Here is a 25187-nt window from a genome sequence, read left to right on the forward strand (position 1 = left end):
TGGTTATACAAATTAAGCCGGTAATTTTATGGTAAACACAGCGCCCGGATTATTCTCAACCGAAATTTCGCCCCCATGTGCAACTACAAATTGTTTTACAATGGCCAGGCCCAAACCCGTACCACTGCTTTTTTGTTTGGTTACAAATGGCTCAAACAAGGTTTTCATAATTTCTGCGGGCACGCCCGGTCCATTGTCAGTTATCGTGATCAGCACATGATGCGCACCATCTTGCTTAGCTGTAATATCAATATAGGCGCCACGCGTTTTAAAATCGTTCAGCACATCAACAGCATTGTTTACAATATTGCAGATAGCCCTGCGCAGTTTACTTTCATCGCCTAAGGCTACCATTTTTTCAGGTACGTTCTTATGTATCGCGATGTTTTGGATACCCTCGTGCGATTCGGTTTGCGCTATTGCTTCATCAACGATTTTTTGAACGCTTACCGGGTATTTTTTAACCGGCGTTTGGTTAATAAAGTCTAAAAAGTCGTCAAATATTTCTGATGCTTGCTCGGCCGATTGGTCTATCATATCCAACAGATCGCTGCTCTGTCCGTCATCACGCATCAGGCTGGTAATTAATTTTATATTTTTAATAGGCGAGCGCAGGTCGTGCATTACCATACCTACAGCATTACCCACAGCTGATAGTTTTTCTTTTTGCAACAAACGCTCATTCAGTTCTGCATTGCGGATAGCCTGGGCCGCGTTTTGTACAAAAAGCTTAAGCAGGTACATTTTTTCAACTTTTAGCCTTTCCTGCTTTTTCAGTACAGCAAAAACTGAGTAATGATCCAAACGTGCCATCACAAGCTCATCTATTTGTACTACTTCATCTTTGGCTATCTTGATATCTTTTACACGGGCAATCAACTCATCGAGGTTAATCTTTTCTTCCATCGCACCGATAGACAGGATCTTCTCGTAACTCATATCATCGTGCAATTTGCCTATCAAGGCCATATCGGTATCCACAGAGCTTGCCAGTTGATCCAGTATGTTTTTTAATAGCGATGTTAGCTGTGGCCTGTTCAGCCCGATAGATGAAATAGATTCCATCAGCACTTCCAGGTTACGCAGTTTGTTATAATCGGTAACGGCTTTTGTTGCCAGTTGGATGATCTCTTCGCTGGCATAAGGTTTACAATGGTAGCCCACATTTTGCCCGGCCTGTTCAACAATTTCGTCAATTGATTTATCACTGTAGGCAGTTATAAAAATGATCTCGGCTTTACTATCATATTTTCTTATTTCGATGGCGGTTTCAAGGCCGCTCCAGCCAGGCATGCGCATGTCCAAAAATATTACAGCGTATGGGGTGCCCGCTGCCAATGCTTCTCTGATGCGTTTAACACCTTCCATCCCGTTCGATGCTTTATCAACCGTAAATGCCGGTATGTTGCTGATACGTGGGGCTAGTATAGGCGATGGCCCATCAAAAAGTAAGCTGGCCGCGTTACTTACATCTAAGCTTTCGGAAGATTGTTTACGGGGAATAAGGATATCTTCGATGTTATCTCTAACCATTTCTTCATCATCGATAACCAATACAGCAGTATTTGCTTCGTTCATCATTAAATTAAAAGGTGTACTTTAGGTTTATAAAAGAGTAGCTAAATATAGATAGTTTATTTCTTAATATGCAAGTGTTTACGTTGTAAAAGAATTTATGTTTCAATTTATTTTTTTGTGAATGATATTATTTATCAAATAGTTAAATTTGTGTTACCAAAGCCTCATTTATGAAAAAGATAGTTATTACCCTGGTATTGGTTATGTTATCAGGGGCAGCTTTTTGCCAAACCAAGCCAGATAAAAAAGCCAGGAAACGCGACACGATAAAAGTTTATGACAAGGCCGACCGTCAACTGCTTGTAATTAACTTTTTCAAGCTGTTTAAAGAAGAAACTAACGGAGACATAACCGCTTTATACCCGGTTAAGATAGGCTATTACACCATTGATAAAGACGGTAATTTTCCGGCCAATCGCTCACTTGATGGCGTAATGCTACGTGATATTAAAGGCAAAAACCTACTAATAGATACCGTTAAGGGTGTAGTTATTTATAAGGGGGTTTACAACTAAAAACTATTTTACATTTACAAAACTAATGCGTGGGTCGGTTTTGTAATTTACCTTTTTACCCAAAACCGTAACAACAGGTGTATTCCCGGAGTACGATCGTATCACCGCTTTTTTAAGCTGATGGTCGGTCCATTCAATATCTACCTCATAATTTCCACGTGCTCTTATTCCTAATATTTTACCGCTGCTCCAGGCTTTTGGCAAAGCAGGTAAAATATCAATATCGCCGGTATGGCTTTGCAGCAACATTTCGGCAAAACCGCCCGAGGGTGAATCATACAGACTTGGGAAATTTAATGCCAGCGCGGCTAAACATTTGTCGCCATCAAGTAACCTCGCCCACATGCCTGCCTTATCGGGATGATAGCCCCCACTTTTGCGTAACGCTAAAGATTTATGTGCCGCAGCCAATAATTCGGGTGTGTTTTTGTTGATCTGGCTTAATGGCCAAACCGATACAAGGTGCGATACATGGCGATGGTTGGGCTCCCACTCTTTTATACCATCGGTAAAATCAAAGCTAAACTCATTTAGCTGCCCCTGTGTGCCAATTTTATAAGGTAATAATTTAGGTAAACTGTTTTTAAGCTTTGCGCGGAAACCTGTATCAATACCTAAAACCTCACTCTCTTGTATGCAATGCTGAAATAGCTCGCGGATAAAAGTCATATCCATTGTTGAGCCTTCGCTCACGGCTACCCTGTTTCCTTTCTCATCAAAAAAGTGATTCTCCGGCGATGTAGATGGCGAGGTAACCAGGTAGCCATCTTTATTGGTAACCATCAGATCAAGCGCGAACTCGGCTGCGCCTTTCATAATAGGGTAGGCGGTTGTACGCAGGTAGTTTTTATCAAGGCTAAAGGCATAACGCTCATATACGGTTTGGGTAAGCCAAAAGCCACCCGTTGGCCAGTCTGCCCAGCAAGGGTCGCCCAGGGCCATCTCTGTCATGGCCCAAACATCAGAGTTGTGGTGTGTAACCCAACCGTGAAAGCCATAATCAACTTTTGCAGTTACCGCGCCATGAACAGCAAGATCGCCAATATATTTAATTAAAGGCTCCGTTGTTTCGCCAATATTGGCGGGCTCGGCAATAGAGTAAAACTTTTCAGGGTTTTCATTCAATGTATAATTAGATGAATAATGCGGGGATACATCTTTATTCCAGATGCCTTGCTCGTTTCGAGGGGCGCCACCACCCGGCCTTGAACAAGCGATCAACTCATAACGGGCGTATTGATAAGCCAGCACATTTTTGTTCGGTTTCTCGGCATTTATATCAACCCATAGCCTGCGGAACAAAGCACGATGATCTTTTACATGGGCATCTGCCAACTGTTGATAGCTTTTAGCGGCAGCTTTTGCTATATAACTTTTTACTAAAGCCTTATAGTCTTTACCCTGTGTTACCGGGTCTTTATCAAAACCATTAAAACTCGTGGCCGAAGATAATATAAGTATTGCGGTATCAGCATTGGCAATACTAAGTCCATCGCCTTTGCCGGTTACTTTACCACCCATGGTTTTAATATTTAAACGCGACTCAAATCTCATTCCTTTATTATCTTCCCAAATCGCCGAGCCTGCTTTGGGCGCATCAAAGGCAGGAGCATACCCATTAACTACAATGGTGTTCCCATCAACCAGTACTTTACCTTTTAGCGGGCTATCCATCCCGGCGCTGAAGTTTACAGCACTTTTGGTATCGCCATAAACGCGTATTATAATCACCTGGTCGGGATAGCTGGCAAATACCTCACGAGTATAATTAACACTGCCAATTTTGTATTTAACCGTTATCATGGCGCGGTCCATATCCAATTCTCTACTGTAATTGGTATAGGTTACGCTGTTATCAAAATCAAGTTTAATGTTCCCCAACGGCTCATAGCAGGCGCTGTTTTTAACTTCCATAAAACGCACCAACGAGTCTGCTTTTTTATAAAGCTTTGCAGCTAATGCCTGCCTAACCTGTGCCAGTATTTTTGGACCTTCGGGGTTGGTTTTATTAACAGGCCCACCCGACCATAAGGTAACTTCGTTTAAATTCAACAACTCCTGGCTTACATTACCGTAAATTTTTGCACCTAATCGCCCGTTGCCTATGGGTAGTGCAGCGCCAAAGTTGTTAAGGTCAGTTGGTTCGGTATAGGTTAACTTTAATGATTCCCAATCGCCCGGTTTTTGTTTTGTTTGGCTTATAGCTGTTTGGGATGACGCGATGCTTATAAAAATGCAAAACAAAAATTGCAATGAATGTTTAATGTACAAAGGCGTTTCGAAATGCATTTTTTCCAGGGATTGAGGATGTAACAATTGGTAATTACATCTCAAATGTAATTAACTGATAAGCCCATGCCATCCTGTTCTTACCTGAACTTTCCCCACCACTTATTTATATACCCTTTGCCGTTAAACGTATAAGTTTCGCCGGGTGCGGGTAAAAGCAGGTCGATATGTTTTTCGTTGGCGCATTCAATAACCCGCTCTGCAGGTTGTGTCCATGCATGGAAAGCTAAATTGAAGGTTCCCCAGTGTATGGGCATCATTACTGTGCCTTTAAGCATCAGTTGCGCATCGGTAGCGTAATCGGGGCCCATGTGTATATCACGCCATAACTCATCAGATGCGCCTATTTCTAACATGGTAATATCAAAGGGGCCAAGCCTTTCGCCTATCTCTGTAAACAAAGGGTGTATGCCCGAGTCGGCACCATAATAAACATTATGTACCGGCCCTTTAATGGCGTATGATGCCCAGAGGGTTTGGTTGCGGTTAAACATGCTCCGGCCCGAAAAATGCCTTGCCGGGGCCGCAGTTATTTTAAAGCCATCGCCCAGGTCAACCGTTTGCCACCAATCCATTTCCGTGATTTGTGTTTTGGGGATACCCCACTTCTGCAATATGGCTCCTACACCAAGTGAGGTGTATATATGTGTTCCTTTTTTTGCTAAGGCGATGATGGTTTTATCATCCAAATGATCATAATGGTCATGCGATATAATAATGGCATCCAGCTTTGGCATTTCATCAACACTCACCGGGGTAGGAAAGAAACGCTTGGGCCCCGCAAATTGAAAAGGAGATGCCCGCCTGAAAACCGGGTCGGTTAAAAAACGTTTGCCATCAATTTCAATAATCAGGCCTGAATGCCCTAACCAGGTAATGCGTAAAATATCTTTCGGCAGGTTGTTCAGCTTTTCAAAATCAACGTGGAAAGGGCCGGGAGTTTTTGCGGGTTTTGTATTGGGATGTTTCTTTAATACTTCGGCCAGCATTTTACCCATATTGCCATCCCCACCCATTTTTGTAGGTATGGGGTTAATGTAAACTTTCCCGTCGAAATTTGATGCCATATATTAAGCTATTGTTGCGATACTGTAATGATAATCACATATCGGTTTCCTAAAGTCACAGAAAAGTATTTATTGCATTTAGGCAAACTGTAGTGCTAAAATAAGTGTTAAAATTGGGCATATATAAATTCAACATGTCACATTTATTCAGCCCGATAACCATACGTAATATTGAATTAAGGAACCGCATAGCTGTATCGCCTATGTGCGAATATTCCAGTACTGATGGTTTTGCCAACGAATGGCACCATGTACACCTGGGTAGTTTTGCTGTAGGTGGTGCCGGCCTTGTTATTACAGAAGCAACTGCCGTATCGCCCGAAGGCAGGATAAGCCCATCAGACCTTGGTATATGGAAAGACGAGCATATTGATGAGCTATTACGCATCAATACCTTTATCCATCAGCAAGGCGCAGTTGCCGGGGTTCAACTGGCACATGCGGGCCGCAAAGCCAGCCATGCCGAGCCATGGAACGGCGGCACGCAAATACCTGTAGCCACAGGCGGGTGGGAAACTGTAGCGCCAAGCCCCATTCCGTTTAAAGAAGGCACCGAAAAGCCTGTTGAGTTGGATCAAGCGGGTATTAGCAAAATCATCGAAGATTTTAAACAGTCTACTTACCGTGCTATAAAAGCAGGTTTTAAAGTGATCGAATTACATGCCGCGCATGGTTACCTGGTACACCAGTTCCTGTCGCCTTTAAGTAACCATCGTGCCGATGAGTACGGCGGTTCTTTCGAGAATCGTATCCGTTTATTGCTCGAAATTACTGATGCTGTTCGTGCTGCATGGCCGGCGGAAAACCCGCTGTTTGTACGCATATCTGCAACGGATTATACTACAGGTGGCTGGGATGTGGAGCAATCAACACAATTGGCCGCTATTTTAAAAGAACGTGGTGTTGACCTCATCGATTGCTCATCTGGCGGTAATGTTATGGCTAAGATTCCGGTAGGGCCGGGGTACCAGGTGCAATTTGCCGAAAGCATCCGTAAAGATACAGGTATATTAACCGGGGCAGTTGGTATGATAACCGAGCCTAAACAAGCCGATGATATCATCCAAAACGGACAAGCTGATGTTGTTTTGCTTGCCCGTGAAATGCTGCGCGACCCACATTTCCCATTGCGTGCGGCACATGCTTTAGGCTTTGATATTAAATGGCCGCAGCAATACGAAAGAGCTAAATGGTAAGCAACATCAAACAAATTTTATATAATATTGTAATTCATTAATCAAAAATCATCGCAATTATGAAACGTACTGCAAAAGCCCATTGGACCGGCACCTTAAAAGACGGAGAAGGAACTATTACTACCCAAAGCACCGTATTGAACAACACGCAATACTCATTTAAAACCCGCTTTGCCGATGGTATTGGCACAAACCCCGAAGAACTGATAGCTGCCGCTCATGCAGGCTGTTTTACAATGGCTGTTGGCGCCGCGCTTACACAAGCTGGTTTTACCCCCGGCGATTTGGATACCGAAGCTGTTTTAGATCTGGATATGGCAGCATTAAGTATCACTGCAATACATCTTGAACTAAAAGCATCAGCCATTGAAGGTGTTTCTGCTGATCAGTTCCAGCAAATTGCCGAAGGTGCAAAATCAGGCTGTATCATATCAAAAGCATTGAATGTACCTATTACCATGACTGCCACTTACGCCGGATAATAACCGTTCTGTCATATTAAATAGCGATAGGGTTTGATATCCTTATCGCTATTTTTTTATGCTGCCTTTTGAATTATATTTGACAGCAATGTCAATTTTTAACCAGCTTATGATAGGCTCCGGTGTTTGCTGGACCATAACCTACCTGCTTATTATGCGCCGCGGCGTGCTCGATCTTACCTACGGTATGCCTGCAGCAGCATTGTTCGCTAATTTGAGCTGGGAGATCATCTATTCTTTTGTTTACCCGCATACCATGCCGCAGCTTGCTGTTGACAGGATATGGCTGGCTTTTGATCTTTTGCTGTTATTGCAATTTTTGCGGTTTGGCCCGGCTGTACGTAAAACCCGGATCAACCTGTTGTTTTACCTCGAGTTTTTGCTCAGCTTTGCTATAACGTTTGTATTGCTATTATTGGTAAACCATGCTTTTAATGATGCCAACGGCGCCTATATCGCTTTTGGACAAAATTTCATGATGTCTGTACTTTTTATTACCATGCTGCGCGACCGCAAATCTGCCAGCGGGCAAAGCATTTATATCGCCCTGTTTAAGCTCGCAGGTACATTGCTTGCTTCGGTAGCATTTTATACCCAAACTAAAACATATAGTCAATCACCACTTTTGCAGTTCTTGTTTGCAGCTATTTTGGTGTATGATATTATCTACACCTTTATGCTTTCAGCCCAGCTTAAGCGCCAGCGTATAAAAGTGTTCAGGCGGTTTTAACTGCTATATTTTTTTATTTTAAAAAGTCACTTTTTCAAAAACCGTAGTTTTAAAAATTACGTACATGCGGGTGAATTGTTACGGCCCCTGATTACATATTTACTATTAAATAATTTGTAATCAATAATTTATATGCAGTTTGCCTTTTCCCATTTATGATATTATACAACTACCGTAACAAAGAACGCACCGTATTTTTATTTGTTGCTACGGCTGCTTTTGTCATATTTTTAGGACTATTGGCAATACTTGGCTGGTATTTAAAGGAGGAGCGCCTGCAAAGCATACTTCCCAATTATGTAGCCATGAAATTTAACACAGCACTGTGTTTTATTCTTTCGGGTATATCGTTTATTCTGCTGATTAAATATCAGAGTAAAGTCGTAAAGCGCATATTTTATCTATTCATCTTTATTGTAGGTGCAATAGCGCTGCTAACATTAGCAGAGTATGTTTTCCACTGGTCGGCCGGTATTGATCAACTGTTTATTACCGATTCTAACTCTTATGATATCAGGGTTCCGTACCCAGGCAGAATGGCCATATCTACTGCCATATGTTTTATCATTTGGGCCTTTAGTTTTTGGGCCATCGATTCAGAAAATATTATCCGCAAAGCTGTAGCGCAATACCTGCTGCATTTGGTAGCCCTTATCTCTTTTATAGCCATTATGGCTTATTTGCTAAAAGTACCTTTCTCTGCCGATTTCAGTTTCTTCTCGGCAATGGCCATTAATACATCTGTGGCTTTTTTAACGCTTTCTATTGTGGCATCAACGGTTAATCCACACTTAGGCCTTACCCGTTTATTTACCGGTACGGGCATAGGTAATGTGGTTGCACGCAAATTTTATCCCCGGTTAATGGGCATGGTATTTTTGGTAGGGTATGTTGGCATTGTACTGCATCACAAGGGTGTTATCATTTTTGAATTTAGCATCGTGATTTTTGCGGTACTGTTTTTGCTCATTAGTTTGTTCCTGATTAGAGACACGCTGATAGAAATGAACGAGTTAGATAAAAAACGCAGCGATGCCGAATACCAGATGCAATTGCTGAACCGCGAACTCGAAGACAAGGTTTTGGAGCGTACAGCACAATTGCAGCTAAGTAGCGATAGGTTTCAAAAAATATTTAATACTAACCCAACCGGCATTACACTAAGCAAGCTGGCTACCGGCGAGTATGTTGATGCAAACCCCGCCATATTGGATATTTTAGGTTATAAGCGTGATGAACTGATAGGCCATCTGTCATCAGAGCTTGAAATTATTTCAGTAGATTACCGCCAGCAAATGGTTGGCCTTTTAACAAGGCAGGGCTTTATCAAGAATGAAGATGTGTTGTTGAATGGAAAGAACGGTATACCGAAACATTGTATACTATCAGCCGAGATCATAGAGAACGATGGTGAGAAATACATGATGTCTTTTGTATATGACATTACCGACCGTAAACTCGCCGAAAATAAATTGAAGGAAACCAAGAAGGAACTCGAAATTTTAACGGATAAATTAACCGGCCAAAACAGGCAGCTGCTCAATTTTGCACACATCATATCGCATAACCTGCGGTCGCCGGTAAGTAACCTGAACCTGTTGGTGCACCTGTATAAGGAAAGCGTTGACGATGCCGACAGGCAGGAACTTTGGGGTAATTTTGAAACCGTTACCCAGCACCTCAATGTTACGCTCGACGAACTCTTGGAAACCTTAAAGATCCAGGAAGATACTGCCAAGGAGCGCGAAAACCTGGATTTTGAAAAAACGTTCAGAGGCATCAGAGAAATATTGGTTGGCCAGATCATAGAAAGTAAAGCTGTTATAAAGGCTGATTTTTCGAAAGCTACACATGTAATGTATCCTAAAATATACCTGGAAAGCATTATGCTTAACCTCATATCAAATTCCATTAAATACCGCTCGCCACACCGTATACCCGAAATCACTATTGTAACCGGTAATAACAATGGCGAGATAAGCCTGAGTATACAGGATAACGGCTTGGGTATTGATTTGAACAGGCACGCTAAAAACCTTTTTGGGATGCGTAAAACATTCCACCGCCATGCCGAGGCTAAAGGGCTGGGGCTGTTTATTACCAAAACTCAAATAGAAGCTATGGGAGGTGAAATATCCGCCGAAAGCGAAGTAGATAAGGGGACAAAATTTACAGTGATATTTAATAAGATAACAGGATGAGCAAGCCATTTATTTTATGTTTTATTGATGATGATGAGGTTTATCAATATACGGTAACCCGGAGTTTAAGGAATACCGAACTTGCCAAAAAGATACTCATATTTAATGATGGTGAAGAGGCTATGGGTTTTTTGGTAGATAACATAGCTAATAACGAACACCTGCCCGATATTATATTCCTTGATATTAATATGCCCATTATGGATGGATGGCATTTTTTGGAAGAGTATGTAAAACTGAAACCAAGGTTAAGTAAGCAGATCATTATTTACATGATTACCACTTCTGTTGACCCTGTTGACAAGGAGCAGGCCGATCGCATCAGCGAAATATCTGATTATATTATTAAACCGATTACGCCCGACATGTTGAAAGGTTTGGTAGATAAATATACCCGAAGCCAAAAAGGATAGGAACAAAAAAAGGCTCGTGAAATCAATTCACGGGCCTTTAATATGATTAACGAAGTTCTCTGTTTAAGCTAACAACTTACCCCAACTCACCAGCTCACCAATAATTTTCTCCAATTGGTCAGCCGGAACGCGTTCCTGCTCCATGCTGTCGCGATGGCGTATGGTTACGGTATTATCTTCTAAACTTTGGTGGTCAACTGTGATACAAATTGGGGTGCCAATGGCATCCTGGCGGCGGTAGCGCTTGCCTATGGCGTCTTTCTCTTCATATTGTACGGCAAAATCTAATTTTAGGCGGTCCATTATTTCGCGAGCTTTTTCAGGCAAACCATCTTTCTTGGTCAGTGGGAAAATAGCTGCTTTTACGGGAGCCAACGCCGGCGGGAAACGTAATACCACTCGGCTGTCCTGGCGCTCTTCTGTGCTCAGGTCTTCCTCTTCGTAAGCGTTGATCATGGTAAGCAAGAACATCCTGTCCAAACCTATCGAAGTTTCGATAACGAATGGTATATAGTTGCCATAAGGCTTGCCGTCCTCGCCCAGTTCAGGGTCAAAGTATTGCATTTTTTTACCCGAGAATTTCTGGTGCTGACTAAGGTCAAAATCAGTACGGCTATGAATACCTTCTACCTCTTTAAAGCCAAACGGGAAATCATATTCAATATCAACCGCGGCGTTGGCATAATGCGCTAATTTGGTATGATCGTGGTAACGGTATTTTTCGGCCGAAGTACCTAAGCCTAAATGCCATTTTAAGCGGGCTTGTTTCCAGTAATCGTACCATATCATCTCGGTGCCGGGGCGAACGAAAAATTGCATTTCCATCTGCTCAAACTCGCGCATGCGGATGATGAACTGGCGGGCTATCACCTCGTTGCGGAAAGCCTTGCCAATTTGCGCTATCCCGAAAGGGATTTTCATCCTGCCCGATTTTTGCACGTTTAAAAAGTTAACGAATATGCCTTGCGCGGTTTCGGGGCGCAGGTATATTTCACTGCTCTCTTCGGCCATAGCGCCCATTTGGGTGCTAAACATCAGGTTAAACTGGCGCACATCGGTCCAGTTAGCAGTTTTTGATATCGGGCAAACTATCCTGGCATCAATAATGATCTCTTTCAGGCGTTGCAGATCTTCGGCTTTTAAAGCGGCATCCATATCCGTCTGTAAAACCTCGGCCTCATCTGTTTTGCCTTCGGCATCTAAAGCGGCAATCTTGTCTTCTATCAACTGATCGGCACGGTAACGCTTTTGTGAGTCCTTATTATCTATCATCGGGTCGGCAAAACCATCAACGTGACCGCTTGCTTTCCAAATTTTTGGGTGCATAAATATTGCCGAGTCGATACCCACAATATTTTCGTGCATTTGCACCATGCTTTTCCACCAATAGGTTTTAATGTTGTTTTTCAGCTCGGCACCATTCTGACCGTAGTCATACACTGCGCTCAAACCATCATATATCTCGCTCGAAGGGAATACAAAACCATATTCCTTAGCGTGCGACACTACATTTTTAAATACTTCGTCGGTAATTTTACTCATAACAGGGCAAAGATAGTTTTTTGATGGAAAATGTGAGATGTAAAATGGAAGATGTGTTTTTATATGTTGAAAACCTGCATGTTGGACGGCGGCACCTACGGAGCCGGGTTTAATTCGTTCATAATTCTACAAACAGGTAACCCCTACGGGGTATAAAAAGGCAAATAAGAATGTATGAAAATGCATATCGAGCCAACAATATAACCATCATGCGCGACTGCCCCGGCGAGGCTACCTGTTTATAGCAAAATAGATATAAAGATTTTTTTGCTCCGTAGGTGCAACCCAATATCAAACATTTTCTGCCTGTTATATAACTTCTGCTAAATTTGCGTTCAATTACATCACATGAGTATTAGCGTCCAATCCCTCACCAAACTCTACGGCAAACAAAAAGCCATTGATGCCATTACCTTCAGCACTCAGCCAGGTAAGGTAACGGGCTTTTTGGGTCCGAATGGAGCAGGTAAATCCACCACTATGAAGATACTTACCGGCTTTATCCCCCAAACAACAGGCTCGGCAACGGTTTGCGGGTTTGATGTGGTGAGCCAATCGCAGGAGGTAAGGCGCAACGTAGGCTACCTGCCCGAAACCAATCCGCAGTATTTGGAAATGTATGTAAAGGAGTCGCTGGCTTTTATTGCCGATGTGCATCAGATACACAACCCGGCAAAACGCATTGCCGAAGTGATAGAACAAACCGGCCTCGGCCCGGAGCATCATAAAAAAATAGGCCAGCTATCAAAAGGGTACCGTCAGCGCGTGGGTTTGGCGCAAGCTATCATTCACGATCCAAAAGTGCTGATACTGGATGAACCTACTTCGGGCCTCGACCCTAATCAATTGGTAGGTATTCGCCAGCTCATCCGCGAATTGGGCCAAACTAAAACCATCATACTGAGCACCCACATTATGCAGGAAGTTGATGCTGTTTGCGATGATGTGATCATCATTAACCAGGGTAAAATAGTAGCAAGCGATTCGCTGCACGGTATTAAAGAGCAATATAAAGGTAAAAGCATTGAGCAGATATTTATTGGCTTAACTTCAGGCCTGGCATAATTTTACTGTTAATAACCTAATTTCATCTCCCCCTCATCTTTTGGATGGATTTTTGATTTACATGATCAAATTAAACATCATGAAAAAGATATCTATACTCATTATAGCATTTTGCATTAGCTTATCCGCTGCAAAAGCACAATTACAGGTACCTGCATATTATGGCGATTCGTACAGTATAGGCGCCGATGTGAGCAACGTAATGGGCGAAGCCACGGTAAAATACAAAGTAGGTGTTGGCGTGGCCCTGAAGCGCGAATTTCACATGACCACGCAGTTTAATTTAACCGCATCGGTAGGGGTGCAAGCCTTTATCCCCAATAGTACTTATGCTTATTATTTAAAGTATAATGGTATGCCCAATAACCCTTATGTAGTGCTCCCCTTAAAGGTAGGAGGCAGGTATTACATTGCCGATACCTGGTATGCCGAAGCAGCCGGTGGTGCAGTTGTGTACACTTCTGACTACAGGGACCCTGCTATTACTGTTGGCGGCGGCACAGGTTTTTCTATCCCGACCGAAAATAACCGCGCTTTTGATATTGGTGTAAGGTTTGAAAACTGGTACCGTAAAGATATTCCGGGGCAATTTAATATTGGCCAAACACTCACTGTAAGGCTTGCTTATAAGTTTGGACTTTGAAACGAGTGGCTTTACAGTGGGGATAGCGGTTTTTAATTAGCACATTATTAACTGCTGTTAATTCATTTTTACCATCGCCAATAATATTGTAATTTCGGCGTTAATTAGGCAATTTTCCGCACGTGCTAACTATCCTTAAAAAAGAAATAACAGCGTATTTAAGCTCTATGGTGGCCTATATCACCATTGGTGTTTTTCTGTTAGTAATGGGCCTGTTTTTATGGGTTTTCCCGGATTCAAGTATTCTTGATTATGGTTATTCAGGCTTAGATAGCCTGTTCAGTACCGCGCCTTACCTGTTTATGTTCCTCATACCGGCCGTTACCATGCGCTCATTAGCAGAGGAACGTAAAGAAGGTACATTCGAGCTACTAGCTACACGCCCCCTTACCGACTGGCAAATTATCGCAGGTAAATATTTAGCCTGCCTGCTCATTGTGCTATTTGCGCTGGCACCTACATTAATTTATTACTATACTGTTTATACACTGGGTAACCCTGTTGGTAATATTGATACAGGCGCGGTTATAGGCTCGTACATTGGCTTATTTTTACTGGGTAGCTCATTTACCGCTATCGGGATATTTGCTTCGTCTATCACCAATAACCAGATCATCGCTTTTACGGTGGCGGTGTTCCTTTCGTTTTTCGCTTTCAGCGGGTTCGATTCATTAAGTGGCTTGTTATCACTACAAAATTACGCCCTGCAGGATTTTGGCATCAATGAGCATTATCAATCAATAAGCCGTGGCGTGTTAGATACCCGCGACCTTATTTATTTCCTCAGCTTTATTGCCGTATTCCTAACCATCACTAAAACGATATTGGGAGGCCGGAAATGGTAAGATCGCGAAAGAAAAAAGACTTATTAACCCTGGCCGGGATTGTTGCGGCTTTGGTAATCATTAATTTTTTATCGGGTTACGTTTTTACCCGGTTTGATTTTACCAAAGAGAAGCGTTTTACCCTCTCGCCGGTAAGTAAACTATTGCTTGATGGCCTGCCGCAGGAGGTTAAAGTAACCATATACCTCGAGGGTTCAGATCTGCCGCCAGGCTTTAAACGCCTGCAGCGCACCACCCGCGATATGTTAGTCGACCTGCAGGCCTACTCGCATGGCGGAAAGATTCAATACGAGTTTATAAATCCCTTGGCGGGGATAGCCGAACAACAGCAGAATGATGTAATTAAAGAACTGCAGGGGCGGGGTGTTGATATCACTAACCTGAGTGTAAAAACAGATAACGGCTTAACGCAAAAGATTATCTTCCCATCGGCCATGGTATCCTGTAACGGGCGCGAGATCCCTGTAAAGCTATTGCAAAGCAGGGTAGGCCTTTCATCAGAAGAAGTGCTGAACAACTCTATCCAGAACCTGGAATATGCTTTAGTGTCGGCAATTAAAAAAGTGAGTGCCGATGGTAAGCCCGAAATTGGTTTTACCGAAGGTCACCATGAATTGACCGATCTGCAGATAAATGATGCCATGCGATCATTAGCCGATGGTTTTTTGGTAGGGCGGGTTGATTTGAAAACTATTTCGATGGAGGCCTTGCAAAAAGTAAAATTGCTTGTTGTGCCCAAGCCTGATCAGCCCTTCACAGAGCCGGAAAAGTTTAAGATCGATCAATACCTGATGCGTGGTGGAAAGATATTGTGGAGCATTGACCAGGTTAGCGCCGAATTGGATAGTTTAAAAGGCCGTGGCGGCGAGCAACTGGCCTTTAACAAGCAGCTTAACCTTGACGATCAGTTATTTACTTACGGCATCCGCATAAACTATGATATGATTGCCGATATGAGTTGCGTTCAGATTCCCGTAAGTACCGGCAAGGTAGCAGGCGAGGCGCAGATGCAAATGGTGCCGTGGTTGTTTTACCCGGTTTTTATGCCGCTATCCAAACACCCGGTAGTAAAAAACCTGGAAGGCATACGCAGTGAGTTTGCCAATACCATAGATACGTTGGCTACAAAAGGCACAAAGAAAACAGTGCTGCTTAGTTCATCGCCCTATAATCGTAAACTGAGCGCCCCACATTTACTGTCGTTACAAATGCTGGAAGAAGTACCCGACCCAAAAACTTTCCAAAGCGCGCCTAAAATGGTAGGTGTATTATTGGAAGGGAATTTCAGATCGGCATTTGAAAATAGGCCCGTGCCTGATGGCATAACCCAAAAGGTTGACATTGTGCCACAAAGTATTCCTACAAAAATGATGGTATTTAGCGACGGCGACTTGTTTAAAAATCAGGTAGCAAGCGATGGTTCTCCATTCCCGTTAGGGTATGACAGGTATACCCAACAGACCTATGGCAATAAAAACCTGCTGCTCAACATAGCCGACTATATGACCGACGATACCGGCCTGATAGCGTTGCGCACCAAAGAAGTACAGCTGCGTTTGCTCGACCGCACACGTATCCGCAGCGAAAAATTGTATTGGCAATTAATAAATAATGTAATTCCCATTGCTTTAGTGTTAATATTTGCTATTTTTCAACATTATATGCGCAAACGAAAGTATGCCCGCTAATTTTTATATTTTTGATTGAATAATTACTGAATAGAGATATGAGATTTATAGTTTCGACATCAACATTGCTAAAGCAATTACAGGCAGTTAGCGGCGCGTTAAGCAGCAGCACCGTATTGCCTATACTCGAAAACTTTTTGTTCGAAATTAAAGATGGTAATCTGACCATTTCGGCAACCGATTTGCAAACCAGCATGACTACCTCTTTAACCGTTGAGGCTAAAGAGAATGGCCGTGTAGCCATTCCATCGCGTATATTACTGGATACCTTAAAATCGTTACCTGAGCAACCTATCGCCTTTTCGGTTGATGATAAGACATTCGCTATCGAAATTAACGCCGGCGACGGTAAATACAAACTAAGTGGCGAGAATGGAGATGATTTCCCTAAGATACCCGTTGTTGATAATGCTTCGCAGGTAAACTTACCTGCCTCTGTATTATCAGAAGCCATTAATAAAACCATTTTCGCGGTAAGCAATGATGAACTGCGCCCAGCCATGACGGGGGTTTATTCCCAACTATCAACCTCATCCATTACCTTTGTGGCAACAGATGCGCACAAATTGGTAAGGTATCGCCGAACGGACGTTAAAGCAGCGGGCACAACATCTTTCATTTTGCCTAAAAAGGCTTTGAACTTGCTAAAATCGTCTTTACCATCTGATGATGTGAATGTAGCTATCGAATACAACAGCACCAGCGCGTTCTTTAAATTTGGTAACATTAACCTGGTTTGCCGTTTAATTGACGAGCGTTACCCGGATTACGAAGCTGTTATACCGCAAACAAACCCTAATAAATTACTAATTGACCGCCAGGCATTTTTAGGCTCGTTAAGCCGTGTAGCTATTTACGCTAACAAAACCACCCACCAGGTAAGGTTAAAAATAAATGGCAGCGAGCTGAATATCTCATCAGAAGATATTGACTTTGCTAACGAAGCGCATGAGCGCCTAAGCTGCCAGTACGAAGGCGAGGATATGGAAATAGGCTTTAATGCCCGCTTCCTTATCGAAATGCTGAAAAACCTGAGCAGTGCCGAAGTATCTTTAGAAATGTCAACCCCTAACCGTGCCGGTTTATTATTGCCACAAGGCGGTGACGAGCATGAAGACGTATTAATGCTGGTGATGCCGGTAATGCTGAACAGCTACGCATAAGCTAAATTGAAATACTAAAAAAGCGATGGATGGCATTCATCGCTTTTTTTATGCATATATAAATCCTATGAAACAGAACGACGAAATCCGACAAGCAATTAACCTGCAAACAAAACAAACGTGGAGTAAGCCCGAATTGACCTTACTTTCTGTTAACCAGGATACGCTCGGTTTACTGAGCTCTGGAAACGACACCTATGCTTCACACAGTTGAGGCCTGCTAACTAAATCTTCTTAGCCAAACCCTGCTGCCCGAATTTCAGTAACTCGTTAGCTTTAATAAACCCTACAGTACCCAATACGGCTTTACCCTTCGGGTTAAAAATAATGAGGGTAGGATAAGCCTGCATTTGCCACTCTGCAGCCAGCTTGGGGCCAATACCTTTTTCCATATCCATACTCACGTTGATGAAGTTCTTGTTAAAAAACTCGGCTACCTTTTTGTCTTTAAATGTGGTTGCTTTAAGCATTTTGCATGGCCCACACCAGGTAGCATACGCGTCAACAAAAATATACTTATTCTCGGCGGCGGCTTTTTTCAGGGCGGTATTCCATGCATCTTCAATAAAATTTATCTGGTCGTTTTTTACTGCTGCCGTAGTTTGCGCCTTACCGTGAAATGGCAAAGTGAAAATCATAAAGGTGATCAGTAATGCTTTTACTATGTTTTTCATGTGGTTATAATTTTCTGCACAAGTTTATCGAATTATTAATGCTATTCCTATTAAACTAAGAAAGGCCCGGATATTCCGGAGCCTTTTTTAATTTACATTGGTGGCCTCTGTTCATGCTGTCTGCGCTGCTCTCCCTGCTGTTGCCTTTGCTGTTCCTGCTGCTGGCGTTGTTGTTGCGCCTGCTGTTGCCTTTGCTGTTCCTGCTGCTGGCGTTGTTGTTGCGCCTGCTGTTGCCTTTGTTGTTCCTGCTGCTGGCGTTGTTGTTGAGCCTGCTGTTGCCTTTGCTGCTCTTGCTGCTGGCGTTGTTGTTGTGCTTGCTGTTGCCTTTGCTGCTCCTGCTGCTGGCGTTGTTGTTGTGATTGCTGTTGCCTTTGTTGTTCTTGCTGCTGGCGTTGTTGTTGCGCTTGCTGTTGCCTTTGCTGCTCCTGCTGCTGGCGTTGTTGTTGCTCCTGCTGTTGCCTTTGCTGCTCCTGCTGGTTATTTTGTGGCTGTTGCTGATTAACGGGAGCTTGCCCGTTTTGCTGTTGACGCTGATCGCGCCCGCGGCCTTGCTGGTTATTTTGTGGCTGCCCTTGTTGTACAGGTTGTCTATCGTTGCGAATTTGCGGCTGTGTTGCCGGAGCATTATGGTTTTGCCCGTTGTTGTTATTGGCCGGGTTATGCCCGCGGTCGTTATTGTCATTACGCATAGCCGGACTAACCACCGTTGCATTACCCGGGCGGCCGTTATCGCGGTTAAACTTAACTACGTTTTGGTTTTGCGGGTTAGGGTTCCTTGCAGTTTGAGCCAGTCGTGTTGCATTATCATGATTTATGGTAGCACCATTATTTGCACGGTGAGCAATACCAGCATTGGGGTTAGCTTGCCTGTATGCGGCCCCGTCTACTACAGTAGCAGGGCGTGGCCTGTTTTCGTCTGTTTTATTATTACGTATAACAGTGGGGCGGTATATGTTAACTGTATTATTATTGATAACGGTACGGTGGGGGTCGGTGCCATTACCAATATTATAAACTCTTACCGGGTTACGCGATACTCTTTGGATATCCTGGTATCTTGGCCCGGCCACATACCTGGTATTATTATTAACGTAGGTGTTATTAATAATAGTTGTTTGGTTTATCACGGTAATTACGCGTGTGCGCGGTACATAATAACGGCTTATATACGGATCGCAGATGTAGGCTTGTGGTGCGCAAACCCAATAATCATTAGGCACACGGTAATTATTGCCAAATGAAATATCGATACTTATACCCGGTCCAAGCGGAGCCCATGCATAATAGCCCCCACCGCTGCGCCAGTTAACCCATGCCGGGCCCCATTCGTGGCCAGGTATCCATTCCCATCCGTAATAATCATCATACCTCCAGCGGCCATAGTGAAATGCAGCCCAGCCCCAGGGATAATCAGATACCCAGGTGTTTCCGTAGCGTGTAACTACCCAATGGCCTCTTGTTGCATAGGGTTTAAAGCCTTCATCAGCATCCGGTATCCAAACATCGCCATATTGGGGGTCTTCAACCCAGGTTCCGTAAGGCTGCAGGTCATCATAAAAAGTTTGGTAAGATACGCTTGCACTATACTGTGCATATGTTTTAGCAGGTTTTACGGCAAATAATGCAAATGCGGTAAAACATATTGTCAGTAATTTATTTTTAATATTCATGATCTTCTAACTAATTTAGAGGTATGACTGTTTTATTGCGGGCAGGTTTATTGCTCTTGTTTATCAAAATACAATAATCAGTTAATAATGTTTTAATCTTAGCCCGCCTTTTTAGTTTGGCTTTTACTCCTAAATAGTTAAATTAGCAGATTATCATTTTTCTGCTTGCAAATTTTGCAATTAATCAAGACATTTAAATAAATTATACTTTATTATGAGCACAGTGAACATTCCTCGCCTCGACCTGAACAACTACCTTAACGGGTCGGAAGCCGATCGTAAAAAATTTTCTGAAGATATTGGCAAAGCCTTTAATGAAACCGGCTTTATTACAGTTACTAACCATGGTTTAAGTAAACAACTTATGGATGAACTGTACGTGCAGGTAAAAGAAATTTTTGCTCAGCCCGAGGCGGTAAAATTAAAATATGAAGTACCCGAACTGGCCGGCCAACGTGGGTATACCAGTAAAGGGAAAGAAACCGCTAAAGGTTTTAAAGTACCCGATTTGAAAGAGTTTTGGCAAATTGGCCAAACCGTAACCGATGGCGACCCGGTAAAGGATGAATATCCGGAAAATCTATATGTGACCGAATTGCCTAAGTTTAACCAGATCACAACCGAGGTTTACCAAAAATTGGAAGCGGCAGGTAAATCGTTATTGCGCGCTATTGCCGTTTACCTGGAGCTGCCCGAAAACTATTTTGACGATAAGATACACAACGGCAACTCGATATTACGTGGTTTACATTACTTCCCGATAGAAGACCCGGATGCTTTGCCACCTGATGCGGTAAGGGCCGGTGCGCACGAAGATATTAACCTGATCACTTTGCTTATAGGCGCCAGCGCCGATGGCCTGGAAGTACTTACCCGCGAAGGCAAATGGTACCCGGTTACAGCGCAAGGCGAAGATGTTGTGGTTAACGTTGGCGATATGCTGCAACGTTTAACCAATAATAAATTAAAATCGACCACGCACCGTGTAGTTAACCCGCCGCGTGAACTGATGAAAAACTCACGTTACTCGGTGCCTTTCTTTTTACACCCGCGCTCTGATATGGACCTTACCTGTTTACCATCATGTATTGATGCAGAGCATCCAAAAGCTTATGATGATACCACAGCAGGCGAGTACCTGGATGAGCGCTTACGTGAGATAGGTTTGAAAAAATAGTTCTCTTAAGCAGTACACCATAACCCTAATGTCATTTCAAACCGGCTCATTGTTGGTGTGAAATGACATTTTTTGTTTAAAACATATTTTGTTAACCGGAGTTATATACCTACAACCTTAAATCAAAACATTATGAATGCTGATCACTATAATTACGCCAGCGTAACACAAGCGCTGGCCGATTTACAAGCCCGGGGTTATACCGACGAATTTGATTTTAAAGATGACCACTTGTTTTGCAATAGCAAGGGCGTTAGGTTTAACCCGCTCGAATTAAAGATAACCGAAGTTTACCGTTTTGAAGGTGCCAGCGATCCGGAAGACAGTTCGGTAGTATATGCTATTGAAAGCGCGGCAGGTTTACGCGGCGTATTAATTGATGCTTACGGCGTTTATGCCGATGAAAAGAAAACAGCCTTTATCAGCAGCCTTACAATAGCCGGTTAAAATAACTTTTCTATTAACTGATCAGCGCTGATGCCTTCTGCTTCGGCCTGGTAGCTGCGTACAATACGGTGGCGTAAAATAGGTTTGGCAACAGCCTGTACATCCTCAATATCCGGCGAGTACTTGCCGCTGATGATGGCATGGCATTTTGCTCCAAGCACCAAAAACTGCGATGCCCTTGGCCCTGCGCCCCAGCTTAATAAGCGGTTTACATCGGCTGTAGCCAGTTCAGTATTAGGGCGCGTTTTTGCAGCCAGTTTAACCGCGTATTCCAATACATGATCTGTAACGGGTATATTGTGTATCAATTGCTGAAACTCAACAATTTGTTTTGCAGTTAATATTTTGTTAATAACAGGCTTTTCGGCACCGGTGGTATTCTTCACCACCTGTATCTCTTCCTGTAAAGTAGGGTAGTTTAAAAATACGTTAAACATAAAACGATCCAGCTGGGCTTCGGGTAATGGGTACGTACCTTCCTGCTCAATAGGGTTTTGGGTAGCCAGTACAAAAAATGGTTGCTCTAATTTATGCGTTACACCCGCTGCCGTAACAGATTTTTCCTGCATGGCTTCTAATAGCGCAGCCTGGGTTTTTGGCGGTGTACGGTTTATCTCATCAGCCAAAATAATATTGGCAAATACGGGGCCTTTTACAAATTTGAAATTACGGTCTTCGCCTAATATTTCGGAGCCGATGATATCCGAAGGCATCAGATCGGGCGTAAACTGGATGCGATTAAATTTCAGATCCAATACACGTGCTACAGTTTGTACTAATAATGTTTTTGCAAGGCCGGGTACACCAACTAATAAGCAATGCCCGTTACTGAAAATAGATATCAAAACCGATTTTACTACATCATCCTGGCCGATAATTATTTTACCGATCTCGGTACGGATATCCAGGTAGGCTTTTTTCAGCGCATCAGCAGCTTCAACATCATTTTTGTATTGCATACTTATGTTAACTATTTTGATTGTGCGGCAGTTACTGCTGTGCCCCAGGTTTTAAGCTGTGTGCATTGCAGGTACTCAGGATCAATTTTTACGTAAGTGTCTTTTCTGCGCCTCTCAAACCACTCACTTACGCTTTTATTTATTTTATCCGAATAAGCCAGTTCTTTTAATTTTGGAAAATCCTGGGTAAGGTTTGCTTTATGCGCATCGGTTTTTGAGCGCAGGTATAGTATCTTATAAGTTTGTTGCCCTGCCTGCGATGTAAATATACCCGGTTTTGATACCTGGCCAACTTTCAATGTATCTACAACCAAAGCAATTTGAGGGTCAAGCTTATCTGTAGGGATAAATGTGGTACGGCTTTGCACATTATCAGCATTTAATATCATACCGCCGTTAAACTTGGTTTCTTTAGCATCCGAATAATAAGCAGCCGCTGCCGAAAAATCAACATTCTTATTCTTTTGGAATATGGTATAAATACTGTCTATCTTAACTTTTGCACGGTCAAGACTGGCTTGGGTAAGGTTTGGCCTAACCAAAATATGCCTGATGTGTACCTGCTCGCCGCGACGCTCAATAACCTGTAAAAAGTGAAAACCAAAGTCGGTTTCAAAAACGGGGGATACATCGCCGGCCTTTAATTTAAAAGCCATGGCCGAAAACTCTTTCACATAAGTAGAGCGGTCGCCAAAACCAAGATCGCCGCCATCAGGGGCCGAGCCCGGATCTTGCGAGTATAAACGTGCCAGATTACCAAAGTCTTCACCTTTTTTAACACGGTCAAGCAAACCTTGTGCTTTTTGCTTATAGTAGGCTTTTTCTTCGGCGCTAAGCGTTGGCGTTATCGAAATTTCGCCTACCTCAACTTCTTTATTATAAGTTGGTAAGCTATCTTTTGACATGGCTTCGTAGAATTTTTTAACATCGTAAGGCGTAACATTTACCTTCTCGGTTATTTTTTGGCGCATCTTTTCAGCCACCATTTGCTCACGTATCTCCGGGCGAATCTCATCTTTGTATTGAATAACCGAGCGGCCCAAAAACTGCTCCAAACGGTCTTGTCCACCGGCGCGCTGGGTCATGCCGCGCATACGGCGGTCAACCTCATTATCAACATCGCCATCGGTAACAGTAACGCTATCAATAACGGCTTGTTGTGCCAGTAATTTAGTGGTAAGCGCTTGTTGTGCTATAATACATTTGATGCCATCGTTAGGGGCATTGCCTTGTGCAAGGTATTGCGCGTATTGCGATTCGATATCCGATTGCAGGATAATACTGCTGCCGGCAACAATTACAACTTTATCTAAGGTTTTAATTTGAGCTTTTACAAATACTAATGCAGTAACTAAAATAAACAGGGTTAACCCAAACTTTCTCATGTATCTCTTCTAATAAAAAATTATATATCACGGGTTTACACCTATGACGCACCGAATTTCGGAAAATTAATTGAGTTTGATTGTAAAAATATACTATCAAACCTACACTATCTTGCGAAGATGCTGATTATGGTATAAACAATTTAGCTATTTTTGGTTAAAATTTGTTAAATGATGATTGAGAACCCGGCCGCGCTACAGTTTTTTATGACTGAGGATGTTTACCTGGTAAAGCAAGACGTTGAATCCATTGGCAGCGCTGTTAAGGAAATAACCATAGTTGCCGGGCCTGAGCCAATTGCCGTCGAAACTATTCCTGCTACCGAAGCTCAACCCATCATTGCAGAAACGCCGGTTATAGCAATACCGAAGCCCGTTGCTGCAACCGAAATACCCGTTATTGTTGCTCCTCAATCACCGCCTATTGAAACGACCAAACCGGCGTTTAAGTATCTCGGCAAAAACCAACAACGTTTTCTCATCGTGTTTCACTCCAATGGCGAAGGTAAGTTTGATGACAGGCATTTTACTGCTTTAACCAGTAGCCTGGCGCGAAAAGAACTCAGTTTGGACGATGTTGCCATTCTGGACCTTTACGCTTATGAGGATACCAGCATAGCAGCTATTGCCGCTTACTTTAAACCCGACCGTGTAATGCTGTTGGGTAGCCGTTGCCTTTTACCCGGCTGGAACAGGCTGAAGCTAAATACCATTATTAAAGGCAATGCCTATAGCGCACTTTACACCTACTCGTTTGATGAGATGATGGGAGACAAGGAAAAGGTAAAAGCCTTTTGGGAACAAATGAAAAACTTATAACATGTCGAAAAAGCTCGTTTTCGCTACCAATAACCAGCATAAAATTGATGAAGTATTAGCTAAGATAGGTGATGATTTTACTCTCCTTAGCTTAGATGACATAGGCTGCACCGATGGTATTGAAGAAACCGGAACAACTTTCACGGCAAATGCATCCATCAAAAGCCAACATATCTATAACAAATATCACCTCGATTGCTTTGGCGATGACAGCGGCCTCGAAATAGATGCCCTTGGCGGCGAACCCGGCGTGTATTCGGCCCGGTACGCAGGCACCCACGGCGATCATGAAGCCAACATGGATAAGGTATTGGCCAAACTGGCCGGTCAAACCAATCGCACAGCACGTTTTAAAACTGTTATCTCATTACAATGGCAAGGCAGGGAGCACATCTTTGAGGGCAGCGTTGAAGGCACCATCCGCTCCGAACGCTCGGGCAACAAAGGCTTTGGCTACGACCCGATATTCCAACCCGACGGCCACACCATCACCTTTGCCGAAATGACCATGGCCGAAAAGAACGCCATCAGCCACCGTGCCCGCGCCGTCGAAAAGATGGTAGAATTTTTAACTCAATGATTGATTGAATGATAAATTAACTGAGTTTTAATAGGTGGATTTGTTACTATTTTTACACT

The 25187-nt window shown here is 43.1% G+C and carries 23 protein-coding genes; 15 read left to right on the forward strand and 8 right to left on the reverse strand.

Features of this window, described 5'->3' with window-relative positions:
• Window positions 1-12: 12 nt before the first annotated feature.
• A complete protein-coding gene (locus tag KXQ82_RS18890; RefSeq protein ID WP_219490202.1) occupies window positions 13-1581 on the reverse strand; it encodes a hybrid sensor histidine kinase/response regulator in 1569 nt (522 codons plus the stop codon).
• A gap of 167 nt (window positions 1582-1748) precedes the next feature.
• Between KXQ82_RS18890 and KXQ82_RS18895 the strand changes: the two genes are divergently transcribed.
• Window positions 1749-2093, forward strand: coding sequence for a hypothetical protein (locus KXQ82_RS18895; RefSeq protein ID WP_219490204.1), 345 nt, complete (start codon window positions 1749-1751; stop codon window positions 2091-2093).
• 3 nt (window positions 2094-2096) lie between these two features.
• Here the strand turns inward: KXQ82_RS18895 and KXQ82_RS18900 are convergent, their stop codons facing one another.
• Together KXQ82_RS18900 and KXQ82_RS18905 are read right to left on the reverse strand one after the other, a co-directional pair.
• Entirely contained in the window at window positions 2097-4337 is a 2241-nt protein-coding gene (locus tag KXQ82_RS18900) for a glycoside hydrolase family 95 protein (RefSeq protein WP_219490205.1), read from the reverse strand.
• Between the two features lie 125 nt (window positions 4338-4462).
• A complete protein-coding gene (locus KXQ82_RS18905; protein ID WP_219490206.1) occupies window positions 4463-5449 on the reverse strand; it encodes an MBL fold metallo-hydrolase in 987 nt (328 codons plus the stop codon).
• A 134-nt stretch (window positions 5450-5583) separates the two neighbouring features.
• On the opposite strand from KXQ82_RS18905, the gene namA reads away from it, so the two are divergent.
• The 5 genes from namA to KXQ82_RS18930 all read left to right on the forward strand — a co-directional run bounded on the left by namA (window position 5584) and on the right by KXQ82_RS18930 (window position 10471).
• Window positions 5584-6645 carry an NADPH dehydrogenase NamA gene (namA, locus tag KXQ82_RS18910; RefSeq protein ID WP_219490208.1) on the forward strand — a complete coding sequence of 354 codons (1062 nt, stop codon included), beginning with the start codon at window positions 5584-5586 and terminating at the stop codon, window positions 6643-6645.
• Between the two features lie 59 nt (window positions 6646-6704).
• Complete coding sequence (locus KXQ82_RS18915) at window positions 6705-7127, forward strand: OsmC family protein (RefSeq protein WP_219490211.1); 423 nt, start codon at window positions 6705-6707, stop codon at window positions 7125-7127.
• A gap of 58 nt (window positions 7128-7185) precedes the next feature.
• Window positions 7186-7857, forward strand: a complete 672-nt coding sequence (locus tag KXQ82_RS18920; RefSeq protein WP_439650962.1) for a transmembrane-type terpene cyclase — start codon at window positions 7186-7188, stop codon at window positions 7855-7857.
• Between the two features lie 155 nt (window positions 7858-8012).
• Window positions 8013-10058 (forward strand): ATP-binding protein, encoded by a 2046-nt coding sequence (locus KXQ82_RS18925; protein ID WP_219490215.1) that lies wholly within the window; start codon window positions 8013-8015, stop codon window positions 10056-10058.
• The gene (locus KXQ82_RS18930; protein ID WP_219490217.1) at window positions 10055-10471 is read left to right on the forward strand and encodes a response regulator; all 417 of its coding nucleotides are present in this window, start codon (window positions 10055-10057) and stop codon (window positions 10469-10471) included. The genes KXQ82_RS18925 and KXQ82_RS18930 overlap by 4 nt, the downstream gene beginning before the upstream one ends.
• A 63-nt stretch (window positions 10472-10534) precedes the next feature.
• On the opposite strand, the gene KXQ82_RS18935 is transcribed toward KXQ82_RS18930, so the two are convergent.
• Entirely contained in the window at window positions 10535-12013 is a 1479-nt protein-coding gene (locus KXQ82_RS18935; RefSeq protein ID WP_219490218.1) for a glycine--tRNA ligase, read from the reverse strand.
• A 348-nt stretch (window positions 12014-12361) separates the two neighbouring features.
• Between KXQ82_RS18935 and KXQ82_RS18940 the strand changes: the two genes are divergently transcribed.
• From KXQ82_RS18940 to dnaN, 5 genes are all read left to right on the forward strand, one after another.
• Window positions 12362-13078: an ATP-binding cassette domain-containing protein gene (locus tag KXQ82_RS18940; RefSeq protein WP_219490220.1), complete on the forward strand. Its 717-nt coding sequence runs from the start codon at window positions 12362-12364 to the stop codon at window positions 13076-13078.
• A gap of 79 nt (window positions 13079-13157) precedes the next feature.
• The gene (locus KXQ82_RS18945) at window positions 13158-13721 is read left to right on the forward strand and encodes a hypothetical protein (RefSeq protein WP_219490222.1); all 564 of its coding nucleotides are present in this window, start codon (window positions 13158-13160) and stop codon (window positions 13719-13721) included.
• Between the two features lie 122 nt (window positions 13722-13843).
• Complete coding sequence (gene gldF, locus KXQ82_RS18950) at window positions 13844-14566, forward strand: gliding motility-associated ABC transporter permease subunit GldF (protein ID WP_219490224.1); 723 nt, start codon at window positions 13844-13846, stop codon at window positions 14564-14566.
• The gene (gene gldG / locus KXQ82_RS18955; RefSeq protein ID WP_219490226.1) at window positions 14560-16254 is read left to right on the forward strand and encodes a gliding motility-associated ABC transporter substrate-binding protein GldG; all 1695 of its coding nucleotides are present in this window, start codon (window positions 14560-14562) and stop codon (window positions 16252-16254) included. The genes gldF and gldG overlap by 7 nt, the downstream gene beginning before the upstream one ends.
• Before the next feature lie 38 nt (window positions 16255-16292).
• Window positions 16293-17417, forward strand: coding sequence for a DNA polymerase III subunit beta (dnaN, locus tag KXQ82_RS18960; RefSeq protein WP_219490228.1), 1125 nt, complete (start codon window positions 16293-16295; stop codon window positions 17415-17417).
• Between the two features lie 224 nt (window positions 17418-17641).
• Here the strand turns inward: dnaN and KXQ82_RS18965 are convergent, their stop codons facing one another.
• The gene (locus KXQ82_RS18965) at window positions 17642-18091 is read right to left on the reverse strand and encodes a thioredoxin family protein (protein ID WP_219490230.1); all 450 of its coding nucleotides are present in this window, start codon (window positions 18089-18091) and stop codon (window positions 17642-17644) included.
• A 92-nt stretch (window positions 18092-18183) separates the two neighbouring features.
• Entirely contained in the window at window positions 18184-19761 is a 1578-nt protein-coding gene (locus KXQ82_RS18970; RefSeq protein WP_219490232.1) for a DUF6600 domain-containing protein, read from the reverse strand.
• 214 nt (window positions 19762-19975) lie between these two features.
• Between KXQ82_RS18970 and KXQ82_RS18975 the strand changes: the two genes are divergently transcribed.
• Together KXQ82_RS18975 and KXQ82_RS18980 are read left to right on the forward strand one after the other, a co-directional pair.
• The gene (locus KXQ82_RS18975; protein WP_219490234.1) at window positions 19976-20938 is read left to right on the forward strand and encodes an isopenicillin N synthase family dioxygenase; all 963 of its coding nucleotides are present in this window, start codon (window positions 19976-19978) and stop codon (window positions 20936-20938) included.
• Between the two features lie 132 nt (window positions 20939-21070).
• The gene (locus tag KXQ82_RS18980; protein WP_219490236.1) at window positions 21071-21385 is read left to right on the forward strand and encodes a phosphoribosylpyrophosphate synthetase; all 315 of its coding nucleotides are present in this window, start codon (window positions 21071-21073) and stop codon (window positions 21383-21385) included.
• Here KXQ82_RS18980 and KXQ82_RS18985 read toward each other — a convergent pair.
• Together KXQ82_RS18985 and KXQ82_RS18990 are read right to left on the reverse strand one after the other, a co-directional pair.
• A complete protein-coding gene (locus tag KXQ82_RS18985) occupies window positions 21382-22344 on the reverse strand; it encodes an AAA family ATPase (RefSeq protein WP_219490237.1) in 963 nt (320 codons plus the stop codon). The two genes, KXQ82_RS18980 and KXQ82_RS18985, sit on opposite strands and share 4 nt — an antisense overlap.
• Before the next feature lie 11 nt (window positions 22345-22355).
• Window positions 22356-23729, reverse strand: a complete 1374-nt coding sequence (locus KXQ82_RS18990) for a peptidylprolyl isomerase (protein ID WP_219490239.1) — start codon at window positions 23727-23729, stop codon at window positions 22356-22358.
• A gap of 171 nt (window positions 23730-23900) precedes the next feature.
• On the opposite strand from KXQ82_RS18990, the gene KXQ82_RS18995 reads away from it, so the two are divergent.
• The gene (locus KXQ82_RS18995) at window positions 23901-24548 is read left to right on the forward strand and encodes a hypothetical protein (RefSeq protein ID WP_219490241.1); all 648 of its coding nucleotides are present in this window, start codon (window positions 23901-23903) and stop codon (window positions 24546-24548) included.
• 1 nt (window position 24549) lies between these two features.
• Window positions 24550-25128, forward strand: coding sequence for a non-canonical purine NTP diphosphatase (locus KXQ82_RS19000; RefSeq protein ID WP_219490243.1), 579 nt, complete (start codon window positions 24550-24552; stop codon window positions 25126-25128).
• The last annotated feature ends 59 nt before the right edge of the window (window positions 25129-25187 follow it).

The organism is Mucilaginibacter rivuli (assembly GCF_019391655.1).
Taxonomy (GTDB): domain Bacteria; phylum Bacteroidota; class Bacteroidia; order Sphingobacteriales; family Sphingobacteriaceae; genus Mucilaginibacter; species Mucilaginibacter rivuli.